Annotated in this window: 18 protein-coding genes, 1 tRNA gene and 1 pseudogene; 14 read left to right on the top strand and 6 right to left on the bottom strand. The window is 55.4% G+C overall.

The window, feature by feature from the left end:
* The first annotated feature begins 4 nt into the window (after positions 1-4).
* On the top strand, positions 5-1,234 hold the full coding sequence (ftsA, locus tag GXX57_09950) for a cell division protein FtsA (protein HHV44969.1): 1,230 nt from the start codon (positions 5-7) through the stop codon (positions 1,232-1,234).
* Positions 1,235-1,263: 29 nt separating this feature from the next.
* Entirely contained in the window at positions 1,264-2,319 is a 1,056-nt protein-coding gene (gene ftsZ / locus GXX57_09945) for a cell division protein FtsZ (protein HHV44968.1), read from the top strand.
* Positions 2,320-2,322: 3 nt separating this feature from the next.
* Here ftsZ and sigE read toward each other — a convergent pair whose 3' ends face one another.
* Entirely contained in the window at positions 2,323-3,048 is a 726-nt protein-coding gene (gene sigE, locus GXX57_09940) for an RNA polymerase sporulation sigma factor SigE (GenBank protein HHV44967.1), read from the bottom strand.
* Positions 3,032-4,015, bottom strand: coding sequence for a sigma-E processing peptidase SpoIIGA (locus GXX57_09935; protein HHV44966.1), 984 nt, complete (start codon positions 4,013-4,015; stop codon positions 3,032-3,034). Before GXX57_09935 ends, sigE begins: the two co-directional genes overlap by 17 nt.
* Before the next feature lie 151 nt (positions 4,016-4,166).
* Here GXX57_09935 and sigG point away from each other — a divergent pair, with 151 nt between their 5' ends.
* The 8 genes and pseudogenes from sigG to GXX57_09895 all read left to right on the top strand — a co-directional run bounded on the left by sigG (position 4,167) and on the right by GXX57_09895 (position 12,055).
* The gene (gene sigG / locus GXX57_09930; protein ID HHV44965.1) at positions 4,167-4,949 is read left to right on the top strand and encodes an RNA polymerase sporulation sigma factor SigG; all 783 of its coding nucleotides are present in this window, start codon (positions 4,167-4,169) and stop codon (positions 4,947-4,949) included.
* 12 nt (positions 4,950-4,961) lie between these two features.
* Entirely contained in the window at positions 4,962-5,615 is a 654-nt protein-coding gene (spoIIR, locus tag GXX57_09925; GenBank protein HHV44964.1) for a stage II sporulation protein R, read from the top strand.
* Positions 5,616-5,690: 75 nt separating this feature from the next.
* A complete protein-coding gene (locus GXX57_09920) occupies positions 5,691-5,936 on the top strand; it encodes a YlmC/YmxH family sporulation protein (protein ID HHV44963.1) in 246 nt (81 codons plus the stop codon).
* Between the two features lie 536 nt (positions 5,937-6,472).
* Positions 6,473-6,949 (top strand): transcriptional repressor NrdR, encoded by a 477-nt coding sequence (nrdR, locus tag GXX57_09915; GenBank protein ID HHV44962.1) that lies wholly within the window; start codon positions 6,473-6,475, stop codon positions 6,947-6,949.
* Positions 6,950-7,077: 128 nt separating this feature from the next.
* Positions 7,078-7,866 carry a peptidoglycan editing factor PgeF gene (gene pgeF, locus GXX57_09910; GenBank protein HHV44961.1) on the top strand — a complete coding sequence of 263 codons (789 nt, stop codon included), beginning with the start codon at positions 7,078-7,080 and terminating at the stop codon, positions 7,864-7,866.
* A gap of 56 nt (positions 7,867-7,922) precedes the next feature.
* Entirely contained in the window at positions 7,923-10,190 is a 2,268-nt protein-coding gene (locus tag GXX57_09905; GenBank protein ID HHV44960.1) for a DNA translocase FtsK, read from the top strand.
* 28 nt (positions 10,191-10,218) lie between these two features.
* Positions 10,219-10,407, top strand: a pseudogene (locus GXX57_09900) (helix-turn-helix domain-containing protein).
* Between the two features lie 859 nt (positions 10,408-11,266).
* On the top strand, positions 11,267-12,055 hold the full coding sequence (locus GXX57_09895; GenBank protein HHV44959.1) for a hypothetical protein: 789 nt from the start codon (positions 11,267-11,269) through the stop codon (positions 12,053-12,055).
* 42 nt (positions 12,056-12,097) lie between these two features.
* On the opposite strand, the gene GXX57_09890 is transcribed toward GXX57_09895, so the two are convergent.
* From GXX57_09890 to GXX57_09880, 3 genes are all read right to left on the bottom strand, one after another.
* Entirely contained in the window at positions 12,098-12,847 is a 750-nt protein-coding gene (locus GXX57_09890; GenBank protein HHV44958.1) for a hypothetical protein, read from the bottom strand.
* Between the two features lie 3 nt (positions 12,848-12,850).
* Entirely contained in the window at positions 12,851-14,668 is a 1,818-nt protein-coding gene (locus tag GXX57_09885) for a DEAD/DEAH box helicase (GenBank protein ID HHV44957.1), read from the bottom strand.
* Positions 14,669-14,751: 83 nt separating this feature from the next.
* The gene (locus GXX57_09880; protein HHV44956.1) at positions 14,752-15,654 is read right to left on the bottom strand and encodes a serine hydrolase; all 903 of its coding nucleotides are present in this window, start codon (positions 15,652-15,654) and stop codon (positions 14,752-14,754) included.
* A 151-nt stretch (positions 15,655-15,805) separates the two neighbouring features.
* On the opposite strand from GXX57_09880, the gene GXX57_09875 reads away from it, so the two are divergent.
* The 4 genes from GXX57_09875 to GXX57_09860 all read left to right on the top strand — a co-directional run bounded on the left by GXX57_09875 (position 15,806) and on the right by GXX57_09860 (position 20,235).
* Complete coding sequence (locus GXX57_09875) at positions 15,806-17,479, top strand: ABC transporter substrate-binding protein (protein ID HHV44955.1); 1,674 nt, start codon at positions 15,806-15,808, stop codon at positions 17,477-17,479.
* A 59-nt stretch (positions 17,480-17,538) separates the two neighbouring features.
* Positions 17,539-17,614: transfer RNA gene (locus GXX57_09870), tRNA-Ala, on the top strand.
* Between the two features lie 693 nt (positions 17,615-18,307).
* On the top strand, positions 18,308-18,919 hold the full coding sequence (locus tag GXX57_09865; GenBank protein HHV44954.1) for a hypothetical protein: 612 nt from the start codon (positions 18,308-18,310) through the stop codon (positions 18,917-18,919).
* Positions 18,920-19,620: 701 nt separating this feature from the next.
* Entirely contained in the window at positions 19,621-20,235 is a 615-nt protein-coding gene (locus GXX57_09860; GenBank protein HHV44953.1) for a hypothetical protein, read from the top strand.
* Here the strand turns inward: GXX57_09860 and GXX57_09855 are convergent.
* Complete coding sequence (locus GXX57_09855) at positions 20,200-20,796, bottom strand: GGDEF domain-containing protein (protein HHV44952.1); 597 nt, start codon at positions 20,794-20,796, stop codon at positions 20,200-20,202. The genes GXX57_09860 and GXX57_09855 overlap by 36 nt on opposite strands.
* Positions 20,797-21,328 lie beyond the last annotated feature (532 nt).

Here is a 21,328-nt window from a genome sequence, read left to right as displayed (position 1 = left end):
AGAGATGACCAGGGACAATCTTGTGCTGGGGCTAGATATAGGTACGACGAAAATCTGCGCGATCATAGCCAAAGTTACCGATGACGATATTGCCGTGATCGGTACTGGTATTAGCCCCTCCTTGGGTCTGCGCAAAGGTATGGTCGTGAACTTGGAGGCCACCATCAAGTCCATTGCGGAAGCGGTGAGCAAAGCGGAACGGATGGCCGGTCGGCAGGTGGCCGGTGCCTATATCGGTATTGCCGGAGGACATATCGCCACCCGGGAATCCGCGGGGATGATCAGCGTCTCCGGCGATGACCATGAGGTTTCCCCCGATGACGTGAAACGGGTGTTGCAGGAGGCCCGGACGGTGCCCCTCTCGTCGGATCGCACCATCATCGATGTTTTGCCCAAGGAGTTCATCGTGGATGGGGTCGGTGGTGTCAAGGATCCCGTGGGGATGAGCGGTATCCGGTTGGAGGTCAAGGCCAATTTAGTGATCGGGGCGGTGGCGGCCATTCAGAACCTGGCAAAGTGTGTCCAACGGGCGGGGCTTGCCATCAATGATATCATTCTCCAACCCCTGGCCTCCGCGGAGGCGGTGCTGACACCCTTAGAGAAGGAATCCGGGGTGTTGCTGGTGGATATTGGCGGTGGTACCACCGATATTGCCGTGTTTCGGGAATATTCCGTCTGGCATACGGGAGTGATTCCCGTCGGTGGCAATCACCTGACCAATGATCTATCCGTGGGCTTGCGGGTGGGGGCGCGGACCGCCGAGGAGCTGAAGATAAAGGCCGGGTGGTCCACGGTGAACCAGGCTCCCGACGGAGTCATCCCCCAGGAGGTGGTGGCATCGCCGGGGAAGACACCGCTGTTGTATCGGGAAGTGGCCCGGATCATTGAACCGCGGGTCACAGAGCTATTCATGCTCGTCTCCCAGGAATTGAAGGAACGGGGTCTGTTGGATCTGATCCCCGCTGGGGTAGTGCTCACCGGAGGCACATCGAAGCTAGAGGGACTCTGTGAGATGGTATCGGACATGCTGGATCTGCCGGTGCGCCAAGGTTACCCCCAAGGAGTAACGGGCCTGGCCAATACCGTGGCGGATCCCAGTTGCGCAACGGGAGTGGGGCTGGTGCTGCTGGCGGCTAAACAGGAGCCCAAGGTAAGCCCTTCCAAGCCTACGGCAAAAGGTTTGATGGACAAGTTACGTTACTGGTTTGGGGAATTTTTTGAAATGTCCCGCTAGGATTTGTGCCAATTTGAGGAGGGTGGACCATGTTTGAGTTGGAAATGGATAACGAGCGGTATGCAGACATAAAAGTGGTGGGGGTAGGTGGCGGTGGCAACAATGCAGTAAACCGTATGATTATGGCGGGTCTGCAGGGGGTAGATTTCATCGCCCTAAACACCGATGCCCAAGCTTTACTCATGTCCCGGGCAAACCACCGGATACGGATCGGGGAGAAACTTACCAAGGGATTGGGGGCCGGTTCGGACCCGGAGATCGGGGAGAAGTCGGCCCAGGAAAGCCGGGACGAGATCGCGGCGGTGTTGGAAGGCGCCGATATGGTCTTCATCGCGGCCGGGATGGGCGGGGGCACCGGTACCGGGGCATGTCCCATTGTGGCCCAGGTGGCCAAGGAGTGTCAGGCCCTTACCGTGGGGGTGGTGACCAAGCCCTTCAGCTTCGAAGGCCGCTTACGGGCCAAACGGGCTGAGGAAGGGATTAAGAAGTTGAAGGAGCAGGTGGATACCCTCATTACTATTCCCAATGACCGCCTTTTGCAGGTGGTAGAAAAGAGGACCTCCATGCTGGATGCCTTCGGCATTGCCGATGAGATCCTGCTCCAGGGCGTGCAGGGCATTTCGGATCTGATCACGGTACCGGGGCTAATCAACCTGGACTTTGCTGATGTCCGGACCATCATGCTCAACGCCGGCTCTGCCCTGATGGGTATCGGGCGGGCCTCCGGTGAGGACCGGGCGGTGCAGGCGGCCCGTCAGGCCATTTCCAGTCCCCTCTTGGAGGCTTCCATCGAAGGAGCCAAGGGGATCCTGCTCAACATCACCGGTAGCTCCAATCTAGGGCTTTATGAGGTCAACGAGGCCGCGGAGATCATCGCGGAGGCGGCGGACGAGAATGCCAACATCATCTTTGGGGCCGTCATCGACGATTCCCTCCAGGATGAGATCCGGGTGACGGTGATCGCCACTGGCTTTGACACTCCCCAGGAGGAAACCAAGCCCAAGGCTCGTACCACGGAATTGGATTTGAGCGCGGTGGCCGGGGATGACGACCTGGACATTCCGGCCTTCCTGCGGCGGCGGTAAACCCTATTCCATTCGCCGGATTTCCCTCTGCAATTTGTTAAGGATCTTTTTCTCCAGTCGGGAGATATACGATTGTGAAATACCCAAAAGGTCAGCCACTTCCTTTTGGGTTTTTTCTTTCTGCTGATTCAACCCAAAGCGCAGTTCCATGATGGTCTGTTCCCGGGCGGTGAGTTTGCTCAGGGCGTTGCTGAGCAGTTGACGGTCCACTTCCTCTTCGATGGCCTTGCTAATATTCCCGTCGCAGCCCAGGACATCGGAAAGCAAAAGCTCGTTGCCATCCCAGTCGGAGTTTAAGGGTTCATCGATGGAGATCTCCGCCCGGGTCTTGCTGTTGCGACGCAGGAACATGAGGATCTCGTTCTCGATGCAGCGGGAGGCATAGGTGGCCAGTTTGATGTTCTTCGTAGGATCAAAGGTATTCACTGCCTTGATGAGCCCGATGGTGCCGATGGACACCAGATCCTCGATGCCCACGCCGGTGTTGTCGAACTTCCGCGCGATATACACCACCAGCCGCAGATTGTGCTCGATTAAGGTGCCCCGTACCGCCGGTCCGTCCTCGGGGAGTCGGCTGAGCAGCTCCCTTTCCTCCTCGGGGGAGAGGGGAGCAGGTAAGGTCTCGGAACTGCCGATATAATGGATTTCGCCGGGGCGGAGCCCCATAAAGGCCAAAAGGCGGATCAGGTGTAACTGCAGATAGATTCTGAGCTTAGTAATTGGTCGCATTGACCGCTTTGCCTCCTTCCCGGGATCCGATGATTTGTCCAGAGCCTTCTAAGGTCATCTTCAACACGTCGGGATGGACCAGAGCCCGATAGCTCTCATCCTTGGACAGCCGTTGACTGGTCAGGGCCACTACCACCTCAGGTACAGGCAAGGTCTTCTTGCCGGCTGCGATCCACAGGGCGTCCGGTCGAAATCCTACTAACAGTCCGCTTTCCTTTCCTAGGGAGGAGAAGGGGATACAGCGGAAGCGGGTGGACCACTCCTGGTTAAGGGACAGCCGGTCAATGGTTTCCAGATTACCCTCGGTCGTCCGGCGCACAAATTCCACTACCTCCTTGGGCAAGATATCCTGTAATACACTCAGTTCCATGACTACCACCGGGACCTTGCTGAAGGGGTCCCGCAGGTGATTTCCTGTGTCTAATAGGGCGGTGCAACCGACCTTGTGGGCACCGAATTGTACCTGGATCTTAGTTTTGTACACTCGCTGATACAACTGATCCTGCATGACCCCCCAACCGATCTCCGCTACCAGCAGGATGGAAAAGATGGAGGCCAGCATACCCCAGAGCATATTGGGGTTTTGGGGTGTGCCGAAGAGGAACAGGGCGGTCAGGGTACCTGCGCCGCCGCTGAGCAAAAAGACGAGGTAGAAGTAGGCCAACACACGCAAAAAGCGGGTCCGATATTGGGGCCAAAAACACAGATAGACCATGGCCAGCGAGACGAGGAAAATGGTAAAGAGGGATCCGAAAATGTTGTAAAAGGGGATGGCTTGGTAATAACTGAGCCGAAAAAGGATAAAATAGATGGTACCGAAGGCGGCAGCAAGGAACATGCGCCCCCGGCGGACCTCCGCCCGGGCGATTTCCTTGGTGGCCCACAGTAGGAGGTAATCGAAGAGGAAGTTCACCAATCCCCAGAGGATCAGCTGGTCAAGGTAGATGATTCGGATATAGTCGGCCATACCCGCAGCGCTCCTTGTCCGCAAAAAGTCATCTATATTATTAATAGATATTACCGGCCCATCGGATACATTCCTCCCTTAGTACAAAAAAGAATAAAGCCGGCGGAAGGTGGCAATAATGAGAATACGGTGTTGAGGAGGGAGGGATGTCATGAAAGTGCCCAACAAGGTGGAAATCTGTGGGGTCAACACATCGGAATTGCCCGTGCTGAAAAATGAGCGGATGATGGAACTCCTGAAACAGGTGAAGGAGGGGGACGACGAGGCCCGTCAGGAGTTGGTACGCTGTAATCTGCGGTTGGTGCTCAGTGTGATCCAAAGGTTTAGCAACCGGGGCGAGCATCTTGATGATCTTTTTCAAGTGGGTTGTATCGGATTAATGAAAGCCATCGACAACTTTGATTTGAGTCAGAATGTACGTTTTTCTACCTATGCCGTGCCGATGATTATCGGGGAAATCAGACGCTACTTAAGGGACAACAACCCCATCCGGGTGTCAAGGTCTTTGCGGGATATCGCCTACAAGGCTTTGCAGGTACGGGACCGGTTAGCCAACGAGACCGGAGCCGAGCCTACCATCACCCAGATTGCTGAAGAACTGGGGATTCCCAGGGAGGAAGTGGTCTTCGCCTTGGATGCCATCCAAGACCCCATCTCCCTGTTCGAGCCCATCTACCATGATGGCGGTGATCCCATCTTTGTCATGGACCAGATTAGCGACGCGAAGGACGAGGACACCAACTGGGTGGAGGGTATCTCCATTAAGGAGTGTCTATCCCGGTTGTCGGAGCGGGAGAAGAAGATCCTTACCATGCGCTTTTATGGCGGCAAGACCCAGATGGAGGTGGCCGACGAGATCGGCATCTCCCAGGCCCAGGTCTCCCGCTTGGAAAAGGCCGCTTTGAAGAATCTGCGACGGCAGTTGAGTATTTAGGGGGTTGGTGACGTGGCTAAGCGAGTGCGGATGAAGTTGTTTGTATGTAGCTTGCTTCTTCTTTCGATGATCACCGTCGGGGTCCTGGCCGGTAATCTGAAACAAACCCCACAGGACCTGTCGGATCGGTTGATTCGTTTACATATCCTGGCCAACAGCAATGATCCTGAGGATCAGCAGTTGAAACTATTGGTACGGGATGTGGTGCGATTGGCCACCAAGGAGTTGTTGCAGGATGTGAAGAGTAAGGACGAGGCGGCGGTGATCCTGGCGGAGAACTTGTCCTGGTTGGCGGAGGTGGCCCGGGGCCCTGTGATCGCCATGGGTTACGACTATCCAGTACAAGTGGAGATGGGGGTCCATCCCTTCCCTGATCGGACCTACGGGGATTTGGAGGTGCCCGCGGGTGATTACCTGGCGGTGCGGGTGATCATCGGAGGGGGGCAGGGGGACAATTGGTGGTGTGTGCTATTCCCGCCCCTGTGTCTTATCGAGGATCAGGAAACCCAGATCGTGCCCAAGAATACCACCGAGGCTGCCGAAAGTGGTACTGGGACGGTGAAGATTCAGTATCGATGGAAATTCATCGACTACTTACCCCAGTGGCTAGTCAAGGGAGGATTGCAGTTACGCCAGTGGTGGAGTGCCTTGGCCGCGGGAAAGTAACACCTTTCCCTCCCCCTGCATATATTAAGGTATCTGGATGATTCCTACCGAAGGTGGGAGGGGTAGCCGGTGCAACTGAAAGCCAGTGAGTTACGCATGCGGGATGTAGTGAATATTGCCGATGGTCGCAAACTAGGGTACATTTACGATCTAGACGTGGACCTAGAGACGGGACGGATCAACGCAGTGATTCTGCCTGCACCCCAGAAGCTGTTCAATTTCTTTGGCCGGGGTGAGGATATCCAGATCCCCATCGAAAGGATCAAGAAGATCGGGGTGGATGTGATTCTCGTGGAATTGCCAGCGAACGTGGGTGCATAGGGTAAACATAACCTCTTGCCAGTGGCCGCAGGTTCAGTGCGGCTCTTTTTTTGTCTTTTTTTCTTCCCCCATTTCCTGCCCCTTGTATTTGCGATGCCCCTGCAATTGCAGTACAATTGAATTATAGCGGTTTTCTCAGCCCTACCGGGCCTTTGTCCAGGGCTGTCTAAAACCGCGGAAAACCGTGGCCGGGTAGTAGCCTCCGGGGCGGAGGACCTCTTGCCGACGATACCCGGCCCATCCCTCAGGTACGACCTACTCCCGGGGGTCCTTCGGAACCAAGACGGGGGTTATATACAATAGGAAGGGATGCCACCGGACGCGATGATGCGCCTCACATACGATTACATAGTCGGTGTCCCTTGGTTGTAAGGGTCATATTTCCGGTGTAGGCTAAGGATTGGCAATAGGGTTCCGGTGTCGGTGGCCAGGGAGCTGGTTATCTCGTTGCTTTGCTTGAGGAACGGACGGAGAAGAGAATTAAGAAGGGGGTGGGCCGCCGTGGATCTAAAACGGTGGATCGCGGCGGTGACGGGGTGAGATGTCCCTTTTGCGCACAGAGTGGTAGCCGGGTGGTGGACACCCGGATGATACAGGAACGCAATGCCATCCGCCGCCGGCGGGAATGCAGTGTCTGCAAACGCCGTTTTACCACCTATGAACGGCCCGAGGAGTATCCTTTAATGGTGGTGAAGAAGGATGGCCGGCGGGAGATGTATGATCGGAACAAGATCATCGGCGGCATGATCAAGGCTCTGGAAAAGCGACCGGTGAGTGGCCAACAGGTGGAGCAGATGGTAGATGAGATCGAGCGGAGGATCTATGCCACGGGTCAACGGGAGGTAAGTTCCCAGTTTATCGGGGAGCTGGTGATGGATGCTTTGCTGAAGACCGATGAGGTGGCTTACGTGCGCTTTGCTTCGGTCTATCGGCAGTTTAAGGATATTAACCGTTTCCTCGAGGAATTGGAAGGTCTGCTGGCGGATCAGAGACGGTCTGCCAAGGACGATTAGGCCGAGAGGCAGGGTTTGTGGGTAACCGGGATCCTTGCTGTTTTGATTTGGGCTGCACGGTGAAAGCCCCGGAGGAAAGGAGGTCACACTGGGTCTTCGTGCTACGTGTGGGGACCCGGTGAAGTCGGATGAAACTGGCTTGGCGACGTAGGGGAGGCTTGTTGTTCTTGGAGGCGGTGGGTGCGCAGGACGCTGTTCTTTGCGTCAGCACCCGGGGTGGGGGGGTCAGTACTGGACCCTACGGTACCCTGAACCTGGGCTTGCATGTGGGTGATGAGCCTGGGCTAGTGTTGGAGAATCGCCGCCGCCTGGCCCGGGCCCTGGGTTTTTCTGCGGAATTGATGACCTGTGCTGCCCAGGTCCACGGAACAGACATCGCGATCGTTGGTGCTGCCGAGGCCGGTCGGGGAGCCCAAAGCCAGGAGGGACTCTGGGAGGTGGACGGCCTGGTGACGGCCCAGCGGGGTGTACCTTTGGTATGTTTCTATGCCGATTGCGTACCCCTGCTGTATTATTGTCCGGCACCGCGGGTGTGTGCTGTGGCCCATGCCGGTTGGCGGGGTACCCTGGAAGGGATCGCCGCCCGTATGCTTAGGGTCCTGGAGGGACAATTCGGCTGTGACCTGGATCGGATCCAGGTCATAATTGGTCCCGCCATCGGTGCCTGTTGTTATACGGTGGGGGAGGAGGTCCGCCGGCTCTTTGCGGAGAAGTTTGGGCGGCCCGTTGATTCCACCTTGGATCTGCAGGGGATCAACAGGCAAATTCTTGTGGACTACGGTCTGCCCTCCGGGAACATCCTGGTGAGTGGTCTTTGTACAAAGTGCCACGGGGATTTGTTCTTTTCCCACCGTGGGGCCCAACAGCAGGGGTATTCCGCTACGGGACGCCATGGAGCGGTGGTTATGCTCCGCTAAAGGTATTTGTAAATCTTGTGTCGAATCTAGTGTTGATGTCTTACTTGAGGTGATTAATGGTGAATCAGGGTGGTCTTGCCACAGGCAGTGAGACAAAACTGGTATCCTCCCGTCGGCGTGGGGAGATCATCGGGATCATTGTGATGGCTGTTGCCATCTTTGGCCTGATCGGCCTGTATTGGCCAGTAACCGGTGTGGTGGGGAAGTATATGACGGAAGTATGCCGTTGGCTCCTTGGTTCAGCGGCCCCCATCGCGCTTTTGATCCTGTTTTTCTGCGGTGGTGCCACCTTCTTGAAGGGATATGTCGGGACCATCGGCCGATCCCGTACCTTGGCCCTGATCTTGCTGGGACTGGTTTTGGTTGTGGTCTTACATCTGGTGCGTACCCCTGTGTCCTTTCCCACCACGGAGAAGTATAGCGATGGTGGCGGGGTGTTGGGGCGGATCCTGGCTGCAGCCCTGCTGAAGGCCTTTGGCAGCAAGGGTACCTACATCGTCCTCGTGGCAGCAACCTTGATTGCCATTGAGCTTTTCATCGATACCCCACTGTCCCGGCAGACCCAGTGGGTGGCGGGACGATTCACCGGGGTCTTCGGCCTACTGGGGCGGGGGCTGGTCCATTTCGGCCAGGGCCTGGTGGATGAATTGTCTCAGTTGCGGGACTGGTTGTTCCGGCGGAAGGGGGCGGAGGAGGAGTTCGGGGACCTGGAGGAAGAGGAGACGGAGGAACTGCCCCTAGGGGCAAAGCAAGAGACCCTGCCCCTGGAGGAGGAGCTGGAAGTAGAGGAGGAAGAGCTGGAACCCTTGGACGAAGAGCACGAAGAGGTGCCTTCGAAGCCGTCGAAGAAGCCGCCCAAGAGCGGGTCGGCTTCGGTCAAGAAGCCCAAGGGGACCTTGCGGTTGCCTCCCCTGTCCCTTTTGCAGAAGAAGAAGCCGCAGCCTGTCTCCGATGATGGTATCCAGGAGGCGGGGGAGCTTCTTCTGGAGACCTTACGGAGTTTCGGGATCGAGGCCAAGATCGCCAATGTGCTGCGGGGTCCGGTGGTCACCCGGTTTGAGATTCAGCCCCCCGCGGGGATCAAGGTGAGCCGTATCACTGGCCTCGCGGATGATATTGCCTTGGCCCTAGCGGCCCAGGATGTACGGATTGAGGCACCGGTGCCCGGAAAATCGGTGGTGGGGGTCGAGGTGCCCAATCGGGAAACGGAAAGTGTCTACCTGCGGGAGCTTTTGGATACCGATGAGTTCCGCAACGCCACCTCTAAGCTCGCGGTGGCCGTGGGGAAGAACGTGGCGGGAAAACCGGTGATTGCCTCCCTGGATCGTTTGCCCCACCTGCTTATTGCCGGGGCCACCGGTTCTGGAAAGAGTGTGTGTATCAACTGCATCATCGCTAGTTTACTTTATGGTGCTAAGCCCGATGAGGTGAAGCTGATCCTGATTGACCCGAAACGGGTGGAGTTGGCGGTTTACGATGGGATCCCCCATCTGATCGCTCCGGTGGTGACGGACCCCCGGCAGGCTTCGGAAACCCTCAAGTGGGTGGTCAGAGAGATGGAAAGGCGGTACTCCCTCTTTGCCGAGGTGGGGGTGCGGAATATTGACGGGTATAATCGCTGGGTGGAAAAGCAAACTACTAAAGAACCCACGGAGGCGGAGGAAGAACTGGCTTATTTGTCGCGGATCGTGGTGGTTATCGATGAGCTGGCGGATTTGATGATGGTGGCGGCCAAGGATGTGGAGGAGTCCATTTGCCGTTTGGCCCAGATGGCTCGGGCTGCGGGGATTTACCTGGTGATTGCCACCCAGCGGCCTTCGGTGGATGTGATTACGGGTCTAATCAAGGCTAACATCCCATCGCGGATTGCCTTTGCCGTTTCCTCGGGGGTGGACTCCCGCACGATTCTTGACTGTGTAGGTGCCGAGCGATTGTTGGGTAAAGGTGATATGCTCTTTTACCCCATGGGAGCCACCAAACCTTTTCGGGCCCAGGGAGCCTTCGTATCTGATGAAGAGGTCAACAAGTTGGTGACCTTTTGGAAAAAACAAGGTAGTCCCGAGTACATCGTGGAGATCACTGAGCCCGACACCGTGGGGGACGTTTTCGACGAAACCGACGAGCTGTACGATGAAGCGGTGCAGTTGGTGCTGGAGACGGGACAAGCTTCGGTTTCCATGTTGCAGCGCCGGTTCAGGATCGGTTACAACCGGGCCGGTCGCCTCATTGACATGATGGAAGCCCGCGGGATTGTGGGACCGTCCCTGGGGAGCAAACCCCGGGAGGTCTTAGTTCGTTCAACGGAATACAAAGCTACGGAGTAATGCCGAAGGGCAAAGGGGGGGAAGAATTGTGCGGGAGTTGGGCGACTTTCTTTACCAAGAGCGGCAGAAGAAGGGAATCACCCTCGAGGAGTTAGAGCAGATCACCAAGATCCGGATCAAGTATCTGCGGGCTATCGAGGAAGGCGACTTTGAGGTGATCCCCGGCGAGGTATACTTGAAGGGTTTCCTGAAAAGCTACGCGGAGGCAGTGGGAGTGCCTGGGGAGAATGTGCTCACCTGGTACGAGCAGTTAAAGGGGCCCACGGTGGTCGAAGACGAAACTTCCTATGGCCAGAGTGCCGCTAGCCAAGATGCCAGCATCCGGGAACTGAAGATAGCCAAACCTTCCTTCGGACGGGCGATTCTAACCGCTTTGCTTTTGGTGATCCTGGCCTTCATCGGGTACAAACTGTGGGAATACTACCGGCCGACGCCAGCGGAGCCGAATCTACCCAGTTCTGGAGTGTGGCAGGAGGAAGGACTGGGGTCCGATGTGGATGCCTTGGCACCGCCGGCGGACACCGCAGTGGTACCGCCGGAGCCGGGGACGAACCCCGCAGTGGGGGTAGAGCAAGAGGAAAGGGAACTAGAGGAAGAAATGTCGGAGGAGCCGGCACAGTTGCCCGAGGAACCGGTGGACGCCACGCCACCGCAGACGGGTGAACAGGAGGACGTGGGGGCCGAAGAAGGCCTGGCTGGGGTGCAGGCTGTGGCCCCGTCCTTGGTATTGGAGGTTTCGGCGGAGGACAGTTGTTGGCTGGAACTTTATGTCGATGGCCAGCGGGCCTACTATGATTTTCTGCCGATCGGTGAGATCAGAATGTTTCAGGGGACCGAGATCTATGCCAAGTTTGGGCGCGGTGATGTGGTTACTCTCCGGGTAAATGGTATGGACCTAGGAACGGCGGGTGCCGGTGTGGTGCGCTGGCACTTCACCGCCGAAGAGAGCAAAGTGGTTCCCGCGGGTACGGGACCCCTCTGATATGTAGGCGGCCCGTCTTTTTTGGACTTGTCATCCTCCCTGTTATATTTCGCCTGGGGGCGGAATATATTTATCTCGGAAGGGGGGAAAGGACATGGCTAACTTACGAACACCCAAAAAAGACGGGCCAGGTCTTGTGTTCATCCTAATAGTACTGGTTGTTGTGGGAGCGATTGCCGCAAAGATCTTTGGACTCTTCCCCGGGGCGGAGCCCCCACCACCGGAGGAGCCGCGGACAGAGGTTGAGGACGTGGCGCCACCGCCGACGGTGGAAGTCAGTGTGCTGGTGTACCATGCGCACGCATCGGAGAACTACTCGCCCAATGAAGCTAACACCACCAAGGGTCAGGAAGGGGACATTGTGCGAGTGGGGGAGGCGTTGGTGAATCACCTTGCCACCAAGGGGATCCTGGCGGTGCACGATGTCACAGTCCATGATTATCCCCGTTGGAGTGAGGCCTACACCCGGGCAAAGAGTACCATCGAAGCGGCCCTGCAGAAGTACCCCACCATCGAGTTTGTGATCGACGTGCATCGGGACGGCTTGCCCGACCGGGGTGAGGGGTATACGGTGACCAAGATTAACGGTGAAGAGGCCGCAACCATCCTGCTGGTGACCGGCGACGCCAGCAACCCCAGAGCCGCAGCCAATTTGGCCTTTGCGGAAAAGCTGCGGGACAAAATGGAAGAGATGTATCCGGGGTTGCTGCGACGGATCCAGGTGAAACATGAGAATCTCAACGGCAATTACCTGGATAACTCAGTGGTGGTCTATATCGGTGATTACCGTGGGAACACACTCAAGCAGGCCCTTAAGTCCGCAGAATTGTTCGCCAACGTCCTGGCCGCAGTGATTGCTGACTTAAAGTCCCCGCAGGAGTAATGTTACCCCCATTCCAACCCAAGGGCCCCGCAAGCAGGGCCCTTAATTTTCCGGCAAAAACACAAGTTCCGTAGCCACCGGGTAGGCCAGGATCTTCGGGGAGAAGCGCTGTTCTTGTTCCCGGAGGCGGGTCTCTAGTTCCTTGGCCAGATCCTGTCCCGGCTGTTGCTCTTGGAGACGGCGGTAGTGCTCCTGCAGGTGCCGGCGTTCTTGGGTCAGGCTGAGGGCGGCACTCTCCGCCCAACGGTGGTCTTCTGCCTGGAGCAATGCTTTGATTCCTTCACAGGCCAGGCGGTACGCCCGGCGGTAACCGATCTTCCGGGGCAGCAGGGTAACCCCCGCCGGAGGAGAGCTTTCTCCCTGCTCCCTTTCCACTTGCTTTGCCAAATCCTCCACTAGGATGCCCCTGGTTAAGTCCACACCGAGGGAAAGGAGCCGGTCGGGTTGGTGGCTTCCAGTGAAGGTTAGACGGAAGTGAAAGAGAATATGGGGCCGGAGGACCGAAGCTCCCTTGCTGATATATCGCCGGCAAAGCCAGCCCTTGTGGGCCGCGGTGTCGATCAGTTGGTCCAACCGCCGGGAACCGGGTCGCAAGAGTTCTGCCTGGGGGTAGCGGTCAAGATCCTCTTTCGTGAAGACAAACTCCCATACCGCAGGCTTGCTGAACCGGTTTTCGATTTCACTGACTTGATCGTCGGTCAACTGGACCCGGAGCAGTCCCCCCTGGTCATGGAGGGCTGCCCCCAGGGTGGCAAAGAACTCTAAGGTAAATTCCTTCACAGCCTGTTCCATCATCTATCCTCCCAGTAGTGCTTCCAGATTGGTTTGCTGGGACGCATCCCGTTGCTTTTTGGTTGTTAGCTCCTGGGCAAACCTGTCCAGGGCAGACAAGAGGGCATTTTTCTCCCTATGTTTGAGGAGCAGGGTTGCCAGCCGCTGTTCGAAGTTTGTGCCCTTCTTGCTGAGGATGCTGTCCAGGTCTCCCACCACCTGGCGGAAGAGGTCCAACTTTTCATGGAGCAGGTAAAGGATGTGTTCCTCGATGGTGTTGGTGGTGGCCAGGTTGAAGATCTGGACGTCCTTGGTTTGGCCTAGGCGGTGGACCCGCCCGATGCGCTGTTCGATGCGCAGTGGGTTCCAGGGGAGATCGAAATTGATCACGTTCCGACAAAACTGTAGGTTAAGTCCTTCTCCCCCCGACTCCGTGGAGACGAGCACTTGGGCTTTGACTTTGAAAAGGGAACGGATCCAGTGCTTTTGACTGCGGGAAAGCTCCCCGTTAAAGATCAACGTCGGGTACCCCTTTTGGGTAAGGAGCCGCCACAGGGCCAGCTGGGTGGCCTTGTACTCCGTAAAGATGATGACCTTTTCATCAAGCTGCTCCAAAAGCTCCAGGATGCAGTCCATCTTGGCGGTGCGCTCGATGGATAGGGCCAAACCCAAAAGATGGCATAGATATTGACAGGCGCTTGCGCCCACCCCTTGATCAAGGATGTTTTCCAAGGTGAAAGCTACCGCCTGGGGACTGGAACAGGCTTCCCGTAGTAGGGTGAGATCCGCAAGTATGTTACCAGGTACCAGTTCCGTCCTGATCCGGACGAATTCCAGGATCTGCTGATACAGCTTTGCTTCCCCCTCGGTCATGGTTACCGGTACCAAGTTCACGATGCGCTGGGGAAGTTCGATGGTGTCCTTTCCCCGCCGGTTGCGGATCATGACGGAGCTGATCAATTCCCTTAACCTTTCGGTGTTTTGGGTGATGCGCTTATCGAGGGTGAAGTTGTTTTGAAAATCCCGGTAGGTGCCCAGCTGCCCTGGGCGCAGCAGGTTGATGAGGTTGTATAGTTCCTTAAGATCGTTTTGGACTGGCGTGGCGGTCAAGAGCAAGAAATACTTCTTCACGATGGAGTTTACCAACTGGTAGTTCTGGGTCCTTTCGTTCTTTAGTTTGTGGGCTTCATCGACGATCACCAGATCATAGTGTTGTTGACAAATAATCTCGCGGTTTTCGGGCCTTTTAGCCGTGTCGATAGAGGCGATGAGATACCCACCTTTGTCCCAATCGTAAAGGGTGCGTTGGATGCGTACCGGGATATTGAATTTGTCCTTCAGCTCAAAGAACCACTGCCAGACCAGGGTGGAGGGGACGAGAATGAGAGCGTTGTGTACTTCGTTGCGGAGAATATATTCTTTCAGGATCATGCCGGCTTCAATGGTCTTCCCCAGCCCCACCTCATCGGCCAAGATTGCCCGGCCGTTCATCTGATGGACCACCTTTCTGACGGCGTTCAACTGATGGGGGTAAAGCACAAGACCGCTCCGTTGGAAATGATCCCCCAGGTAGTTGAGCACCAAAAGATCCCGCAAGTCCCGCAGGGTGCGAAGGCGGCTGCCCATCAGGCACAGCTTAACCCAGTGGGGATCGTCAAACTTGCCGTGGCGGATCCGCTGGACCAGTTCCGCGGGTGCGCTTTGGGAAAAGTGAATCTTTAGATGGGGGGCGACTTCTTCCCCGGGACCGTAGGTTTCGGTGCGGCGCTCAAAGAGCCTGGCCAGGGAAGGTAAGATGGGCACAGTGATTTCGATGTTTTGGAAGATCGATGTTACTTGCAAAGATTGTCCACCTCTCCAGTTTTCCTGTGGTTGTAGTGTTGCCGGGGTGGTGCGGTTTCATCACTGGCACACTTTACCGCTGGCTAGTGGCGGGACAGCTGGGACTGGTAGTCATACACCAGTCTGCTGATGGCCCCGATGTGGGCAAACCCTTCGTCATAGCTGATGCCGCCCATGCAAAGGACCGCGAGGATATAGGGGTGTTCTGTAAAGACGATTCCCACGTCGTTGGTGACTCCGTCCAGATCTCCTTCCTTGTGGGCGACGACAATGTCTTTGGGTAAGAATTGGGGGATGCCGATATGGAAAATGGAGTGGGCCATGTCATCTAGGATCCGCTGCCCGAGGTGGGGATGTTCTTTTGCGAAGTCCAATAGTGCGTTGAGGTAGACCCCCATATCCCGGGCGGTGGTCACGTTTTTACCGGTGGGATAGACTGTCTTGCCCCCGAGGCTTTTCATGTAATCGACGAAGTTAGGTCGGCCCAGATAGTCCAGTAACATCGCCGTGGCTATGTTATCACTGATGGTGATGGTCAGATTGCTCAGGATCCGGAGGGAATATTCGAACTCTTCCCGGCCATCATATTGCAAAACACCGTTGCCCCCCTGGTGGTGTCGTTCCGGCACATAACGGATCCGGGTGTTAAAGTCTTCCTTGCCTTCGGCGACCAGATGGTTGAGATATAGAACTAAGGGGACCTTAATGGTACTGGCGGCGGTGAAGGGGTGCTCCTCGTTGATCCCAAAGGCCTGGCCCGAATGGAGATCCTGAAAGTAGATGCCGAACTGGGCGTTGTCTACGGCGGCGATGTATTCTTCAAGCTGGGCCACAAGGGGCGAGTAATCTAGCGCCTTAGTACCCCGGGGTTGGGTGGTGGTCAGCAAAAGGGCCCAGGGATCCCTTTCCTTTGCCGGCCGTTGGTAGAGGACCAGTAGGGCAATGGCGAGGAGGATGGCTGCCATAGTTAGTATCCAGTGTTTCATCGGAACCCTCAACTCCCTATTCTTGTTCTTCACCGCTAGTATATGCAGAAAGGACGGATCTTTAGGTAAAAAAGTCCTAGACTTGGAAAAGGAGTTCTTGGCGCGGGTAACGAATAGATATAGGAACGTCATTTTCGGGAGGAAGTAGAACATGCGCACTATTGTTGCTATCCTTTGTTGTGCTATGTTACTCCTTTGTCCCGTGGTGAAGGTGGCGGATGCAAGTACCGGTCAGTACGGGGGTAGCTTGACCTTCAGTGTGGTGGGAACCCCCCGGACCTTCAACTATTTCATGGCAGAAGACCAGACCTCCCTTTTGATTTTAGATTACATCTTCGACAGTCTGGTGGAATATGACTATGCCACCGGTGAGTTGGTGCCCGCGTTGGCGTCGCGTTGGGAGTTCAGTTCCGACGGTACCATATGGACCTTCCATCTGCGGCGGGATGTCCTCTGGCATGATGGCACGCCCTTCACCGCCGATGATGTGATTTTCACCTTGAACCTGGTCTTCGACGAGACTTTGCCGTTTATTTACCGTGAAGAGTTTTATGTGGATGGTAAGCCCTTTAGGTACGAGAAAGTGGACGATTACACCATCCGGTTGATCCTGCCTAGACCCTTTTCCCCTCTGCTTTCCGCACTAACGATGAAGATCATGCCGCGCCACAAGCTCTTGGAACCCTGGCTAAAGGGGGAGTTTTCCCGGACCTGGGATCTGGACAGCCCCTTATCCGATGTGGTGGGGACTGGTCCCTTCCAGCTGGTACAGTATCAGGTGGGGAGGCAAGTGATCCTTTTACGTAACCCCCGGTACTGGAAACGGGATGCCCGGGGTAATGCATTGCCCTACCTTACCCGGGTGGTGATTCGTACCAATCAGAACCTTACCCGACATTACCAGGACTTGGCTGACGGGCGGGTGGATATCTTCGAGTTAAAGCCTGGTACTGATCGGGCCCTGTTGCACCAAGTCCCCGAAGGATATACCCTCTATGATCTGGGTGCGGGCTTTTCCAGCAATGTTTTGGTCTTCAACCAACGGACAACGGTACTGCCCGAGGAAAAGTATGAAGTGTTGACCGACCGGGCCTTCCGACAGGCGGTGGCTTATAGCATCAATCAGGACCGGATTGTCCACGAGGTATATGGCAACCGGGCAGTGAAACAGCAGGCCTTTGTGAGTCCCGCCTCGCGGTTTTTCCATGAGTCAGACGTAACGGTCTATGACCACGATCTCGGACGGGCCCGGGAGCTTTTGGCCGCTGCCGGTTATTTCTGGGATGAAGCCGGGCGACTGCATTCTCCCAGGGGCTGGCCGGTGGAGTTGCGCCTGTGTTCCAGTGCCGACAACCCCGAACGGGTTCAGATCGCCGATCTGGTGGTGACGGACCTGCTGCAGCTGGGAGTGACGGTGGAACATACCCCCGTCAACACCAACGTTTTTGTGCGGAAGATTACCACAGGGGATTGGGATTGTGTGCTTTTGGGCATGAAAAGTGGAATGGATCCCCACGATGGTTGGGATATCTGGCATTCCACTGGATATTTCCACCTGTGGCTGCCGATGCAGGATTCACCCAGGACCGCCTGGGAGGCGGAGGTGGATCGCCTCTTTGAGTTGGGCGCCAGCACATTGGACGCCGCGGAGCGGGCTGCAATTTACGGACAAGCCCAGCGGATTATTGCGGAAGAGGTGCCCATGCTGTTTTTACCGGCCCCCAGCCGGCTGTTTTTGGTGCGGAACCAGGTGCGCAATGTGGGAGGGGTCGGGCCCCAGGGCGTTTTTGGGGAGCTTGTGAATCTGTGGATGGAAAATCCTTAAAACCAAGTGTGTTAGACCCTTGTATGATCGCTTCTTATGGTGTATAATACATCTTGCGTGGGCCTGTAGCTCAGCTGGGAGAGCGCTGCGTTCGCATCGCAGAGGTCGGGAGTTCGAATCTCCTCGGGTCCACCATTTTTTGTGCACAAAACCGGAAGACGTGTTTCCCTGCCGCCAAAGCCTGCTTCAGGCTAATCCAGTTTCCTTGATCTCTCTTGAACCTGATCCCAGTGAAAAGACCTAATACCTGCTAGTGGGGGTAACGGTTGAGTCGTCCTTAGGGTAACCAAGGAGGGTGAGCCGTCTGCCCGAATTCACTGCTGAGTTACTCCGATGTTGTCTGTACGCAAATGGGATGATTCGTCCTTGGGTGCTTGATCCGATGGGGGAAACCCAAGGGGCCTTCCGGTGGGCTGTGAAGTGATGTGACCCGCTGCTTTTTGCGCGCGTCGATATAGATTTCGCGGCTACGCTAAGGCTCGGACGATGCTACCCAGCTATGGAGTCTGACCGTCCCTTTTGCTACTTGGGTCCAGGGCCGTGTCCACTGCCCGGAGGGGTAAACGCGCAGTGAAAGGCCAGCAAGAAAGAAGGGGTATGTTCCTTTGCTGCTGCTGTTTCCCAGAAGGAGGCGGGGAGGCACTTTGGAACCAGGTGTTCGGGGATGAGGAGGAGAAGAATCTCGATTGCGGAAAGATATTATCTGCGCTTTTTCACCAAAGGGAGGAGTATCTGTAACTGGACTTGGTTAGACTAAGCAGTGGATATCACCAGAACGGTGACCCTGCCGAAAGAACAGTCACTATATCTCTGGACGGAGGATGCTAGATGCGCAAATTCAGTTGGCTGCCTATGGTTTTGTTCTTGATCTCGGTATTGGCGTCCCCTTGCTATGGGGAAACAGCCCCAGACTTGGTCGTTACCGAGGCGTTGAACGCGTTGAAGGAGATGGACCTGGAGACAGTACTGCGGTATTTCCGAGATGCTGATCCCACCGGCGAGTTTCCGCTCGAGGACTTCAGCGAAGTAGAACCCACGGAACTTGATGTTGAGTATTGGCGGATGCTGTTTGAGAACCTTGAGTTCAATGTGCTTTCCACATCTACGCTAGCAGATGGTCAGGAAGCGATTGTGCGAACGGAGATTACGAATCTAGATTTGCAGAGGATCCTGCAGGTGTATGTGGACCAGGTGATGACCCTCTACATGGAGGCATTCTTTTCGGGACAGGCTGAACCCACCGAGGAAGAATTGCAGCATTTGTTCCTTGGCCTGCTACGAGATTATGACGGGAAGAAGCGCACCGCCACCGTAGATATCCGTCTGGAGATGGAAGATGGTGACTGGTTCATCTGGGCCGATGAAGCCTTGCTCGATGCCATATTCGGTGGAATGCTTAGTTTCTATCGCGAACAGTTTATCTTCTTCGAGGAGTTCTAACAGGGAGACTGTCGACCACCGAGTCGTGTATGGTGGTTTCGGACAGATCGCCCCACTGAACACCAGGTACAAATCCGGTCTTGCGGGATTGATGTGGCGAGAGTCTGTATGGGGTAACCTAGAGGGGACTTGGGTGAGTTTTGGACCCGGTCCCCTAATTGATATCGTCACAACCGGGTTCGCTTCGGGGTTGAAGAGTTGGGGATGGACATATCCTATTCTCAGGGATTCGGTACAGCCTCAATGGAAGAGCTGAGTTAGCGATAATTGGAAATGAGACCAGGGTAGTTTGCGGGCTCAGGGCGATATTTCAGGGTATGGGCTGGTATTGGTCGGAGGGATTGTGGTTCACGTCGGCATACCTGTCCTCTGAGTCGCACAAAGACGTGTCTAGTAATCCTCCTTGGGGTCTGGAAAACCAAGAGAAAGCCCTTGGACAGGTCTTGTTATTCCCCTTCTGTCCGAGGTCAATCGCGTTACGAGAGGCTCCGTGTACCAATTAATACTTCCACAAAAATGTCCCCAGCCTTCATTTGCTATTGGTTTAAAATTAATGTCTACGCCCACTGGAGTATCCTTTTCCCCTAGCCTGGGATGGTCCGGAGAAGGAAGGCGAACAGATCCCTCATCACCGATGGGCCAAAGCACCCTGCATCGGCTCCTTGCATAGGTTATAGAAAACCAGTGCAAGGAGGGAAACGATGCCCCTATGGTCTGTCTTGTTATTGGCTATCTCTGTCAGTCTAGATAGCTTCACAGTGGGAGTGGCCTATAGCCTGCAAGGGATCAGGATTCCTGTATCCAGTCTACTCATCATCGGTTTGTGTACCGCCTCTTTATTAGGATTGTCCCTATTTCTTGGTCAATCCGCCACCGGGTTGATCCCAGGGGGAGTGGCGCGGATCCTTGGGGGCGGGGTGTTGATGGTCATCGGACTTGGGCAGTTGTTACAGGGACTAAGGTCCTGTTTCCACCAGCTACGCAGGAAAATTCGCTTTTTGGCCTTCTTGGATCGGGTCGGTTTCTTGAAGGATCCGGGAGCCTTTGACCTGGACCGGTCCGGGTCTTTGGATCGGTTGGAGTCAGTTCTTTTGGGTTTGGCCTTGGGTCTGGACGCCTTGGTGGCCGGGTTTGCCGCCTCTTTGATCGGCTTTACCTGGTGGCATATTCCCCTGGTTTCCCTGGTCTGCGTCGGATTGGTATATCTAGGATCCTTGGCAGGACGGTATCATCGGGAACATTGGTTCAACCGCCGGGGTTCCCTTGTCGCCGGTTGCCTTCTAATTGGTCTGGGCTGTTGGCGGCTTTTCTTCTAGGTCGTGTCTTCTGCTTTGCCTCTTGGAGGCGTACATGATCTCATCGGCCCGATGCAACAAGGTGGGAAGATCCTGACCGTCTTCGGGGAAACTGGCCAATCCTGCACTCAGTTCGATGGTGACCCCTTGTTGGGCAGTTAAGGCTTTTAGTACATCACAGAAACGGTCCACGATGTGGGTTGCCTCTTCCTTGGTGGTCTGGGGGAAGAGAACACAAAACTCATCGCCCCCGAACCGGGCTACACAGTCGCTTTTTCGGAAGGTTTTCATACAGACTTGTCCGACAAACTGGAGCAGTTTGTCCCCATGGGGATGGCCGTAGGTATCGTTGATGTCTTTGAAGTTATCAATATCGAAAAAGGCGATGGTAAAGGGCTGGAGATTTCTCCTTGTGCGGCTTAGCTCTAGCCGCACTGCCTCCACAAATCCCCGGCGGTTTAGAATCCCGGTTAAAGGGTCCCGCAAGGCGATAGATCGGTAGGATTCACTGAGATGGAGAAGGTCTGTGCAACAATTGCTGCCGCTGACCGCGACCAAGAAGGTACCAAGGCCGACTAGCACTATCCAGAGGCAGGGGAGTCTTTCCCGTACGGCAATGACTACGAGGAAAATGGTACTACCCGAGAGGAGTACGATCCCAACAGCGAAGAGATGGGCAGAAAAACTCCGTGAAAATTTTCTTAAGAAGGGCAAGACTACAGTGAAACTTAACAAAACAAAGATAACAGAAAATAAGTAGCACACAGTTTGAATCATATAGATAAGCGCCTCTTTTTTTACGTGATCTTCCTGCCCTACATTAGTCGTCAATTCGTCACTAGCAAACCAGACTTGGGTTCTGTGCTTTTTCATATAAGAATGCTGTGAAAGCTGTCACAACAGACCCGAACCAACCTTACCCGATTACGTTCTTTAGCATATAATTTCGCTTCCGGAATTAGGTTTTCCTGCCTGTTCCCTGGAACAACTGAGGTTTTGACATAAGGTTTGTGGGGTTGGGACGGTTTTTCGTTGTCGCGAGAAAAAGTTTTGTGGCGTTGCAGGAGATCCAGAAAATTCCGCGAACTTATCAGATAATTGCAGTTTCGCGGAG

It is taken from the genome of Bacillota bacterium, from assembly GCA_012839765.1.
GTDB lineage: Bacteria > Bacillota > Limnochordia > DUMW01 > DUMW01 > DUMW01.
Note: the sequence above shows the minus strand (reverse complement) of the source record. Positions and strands in the feature narration are given on the sequence as shown.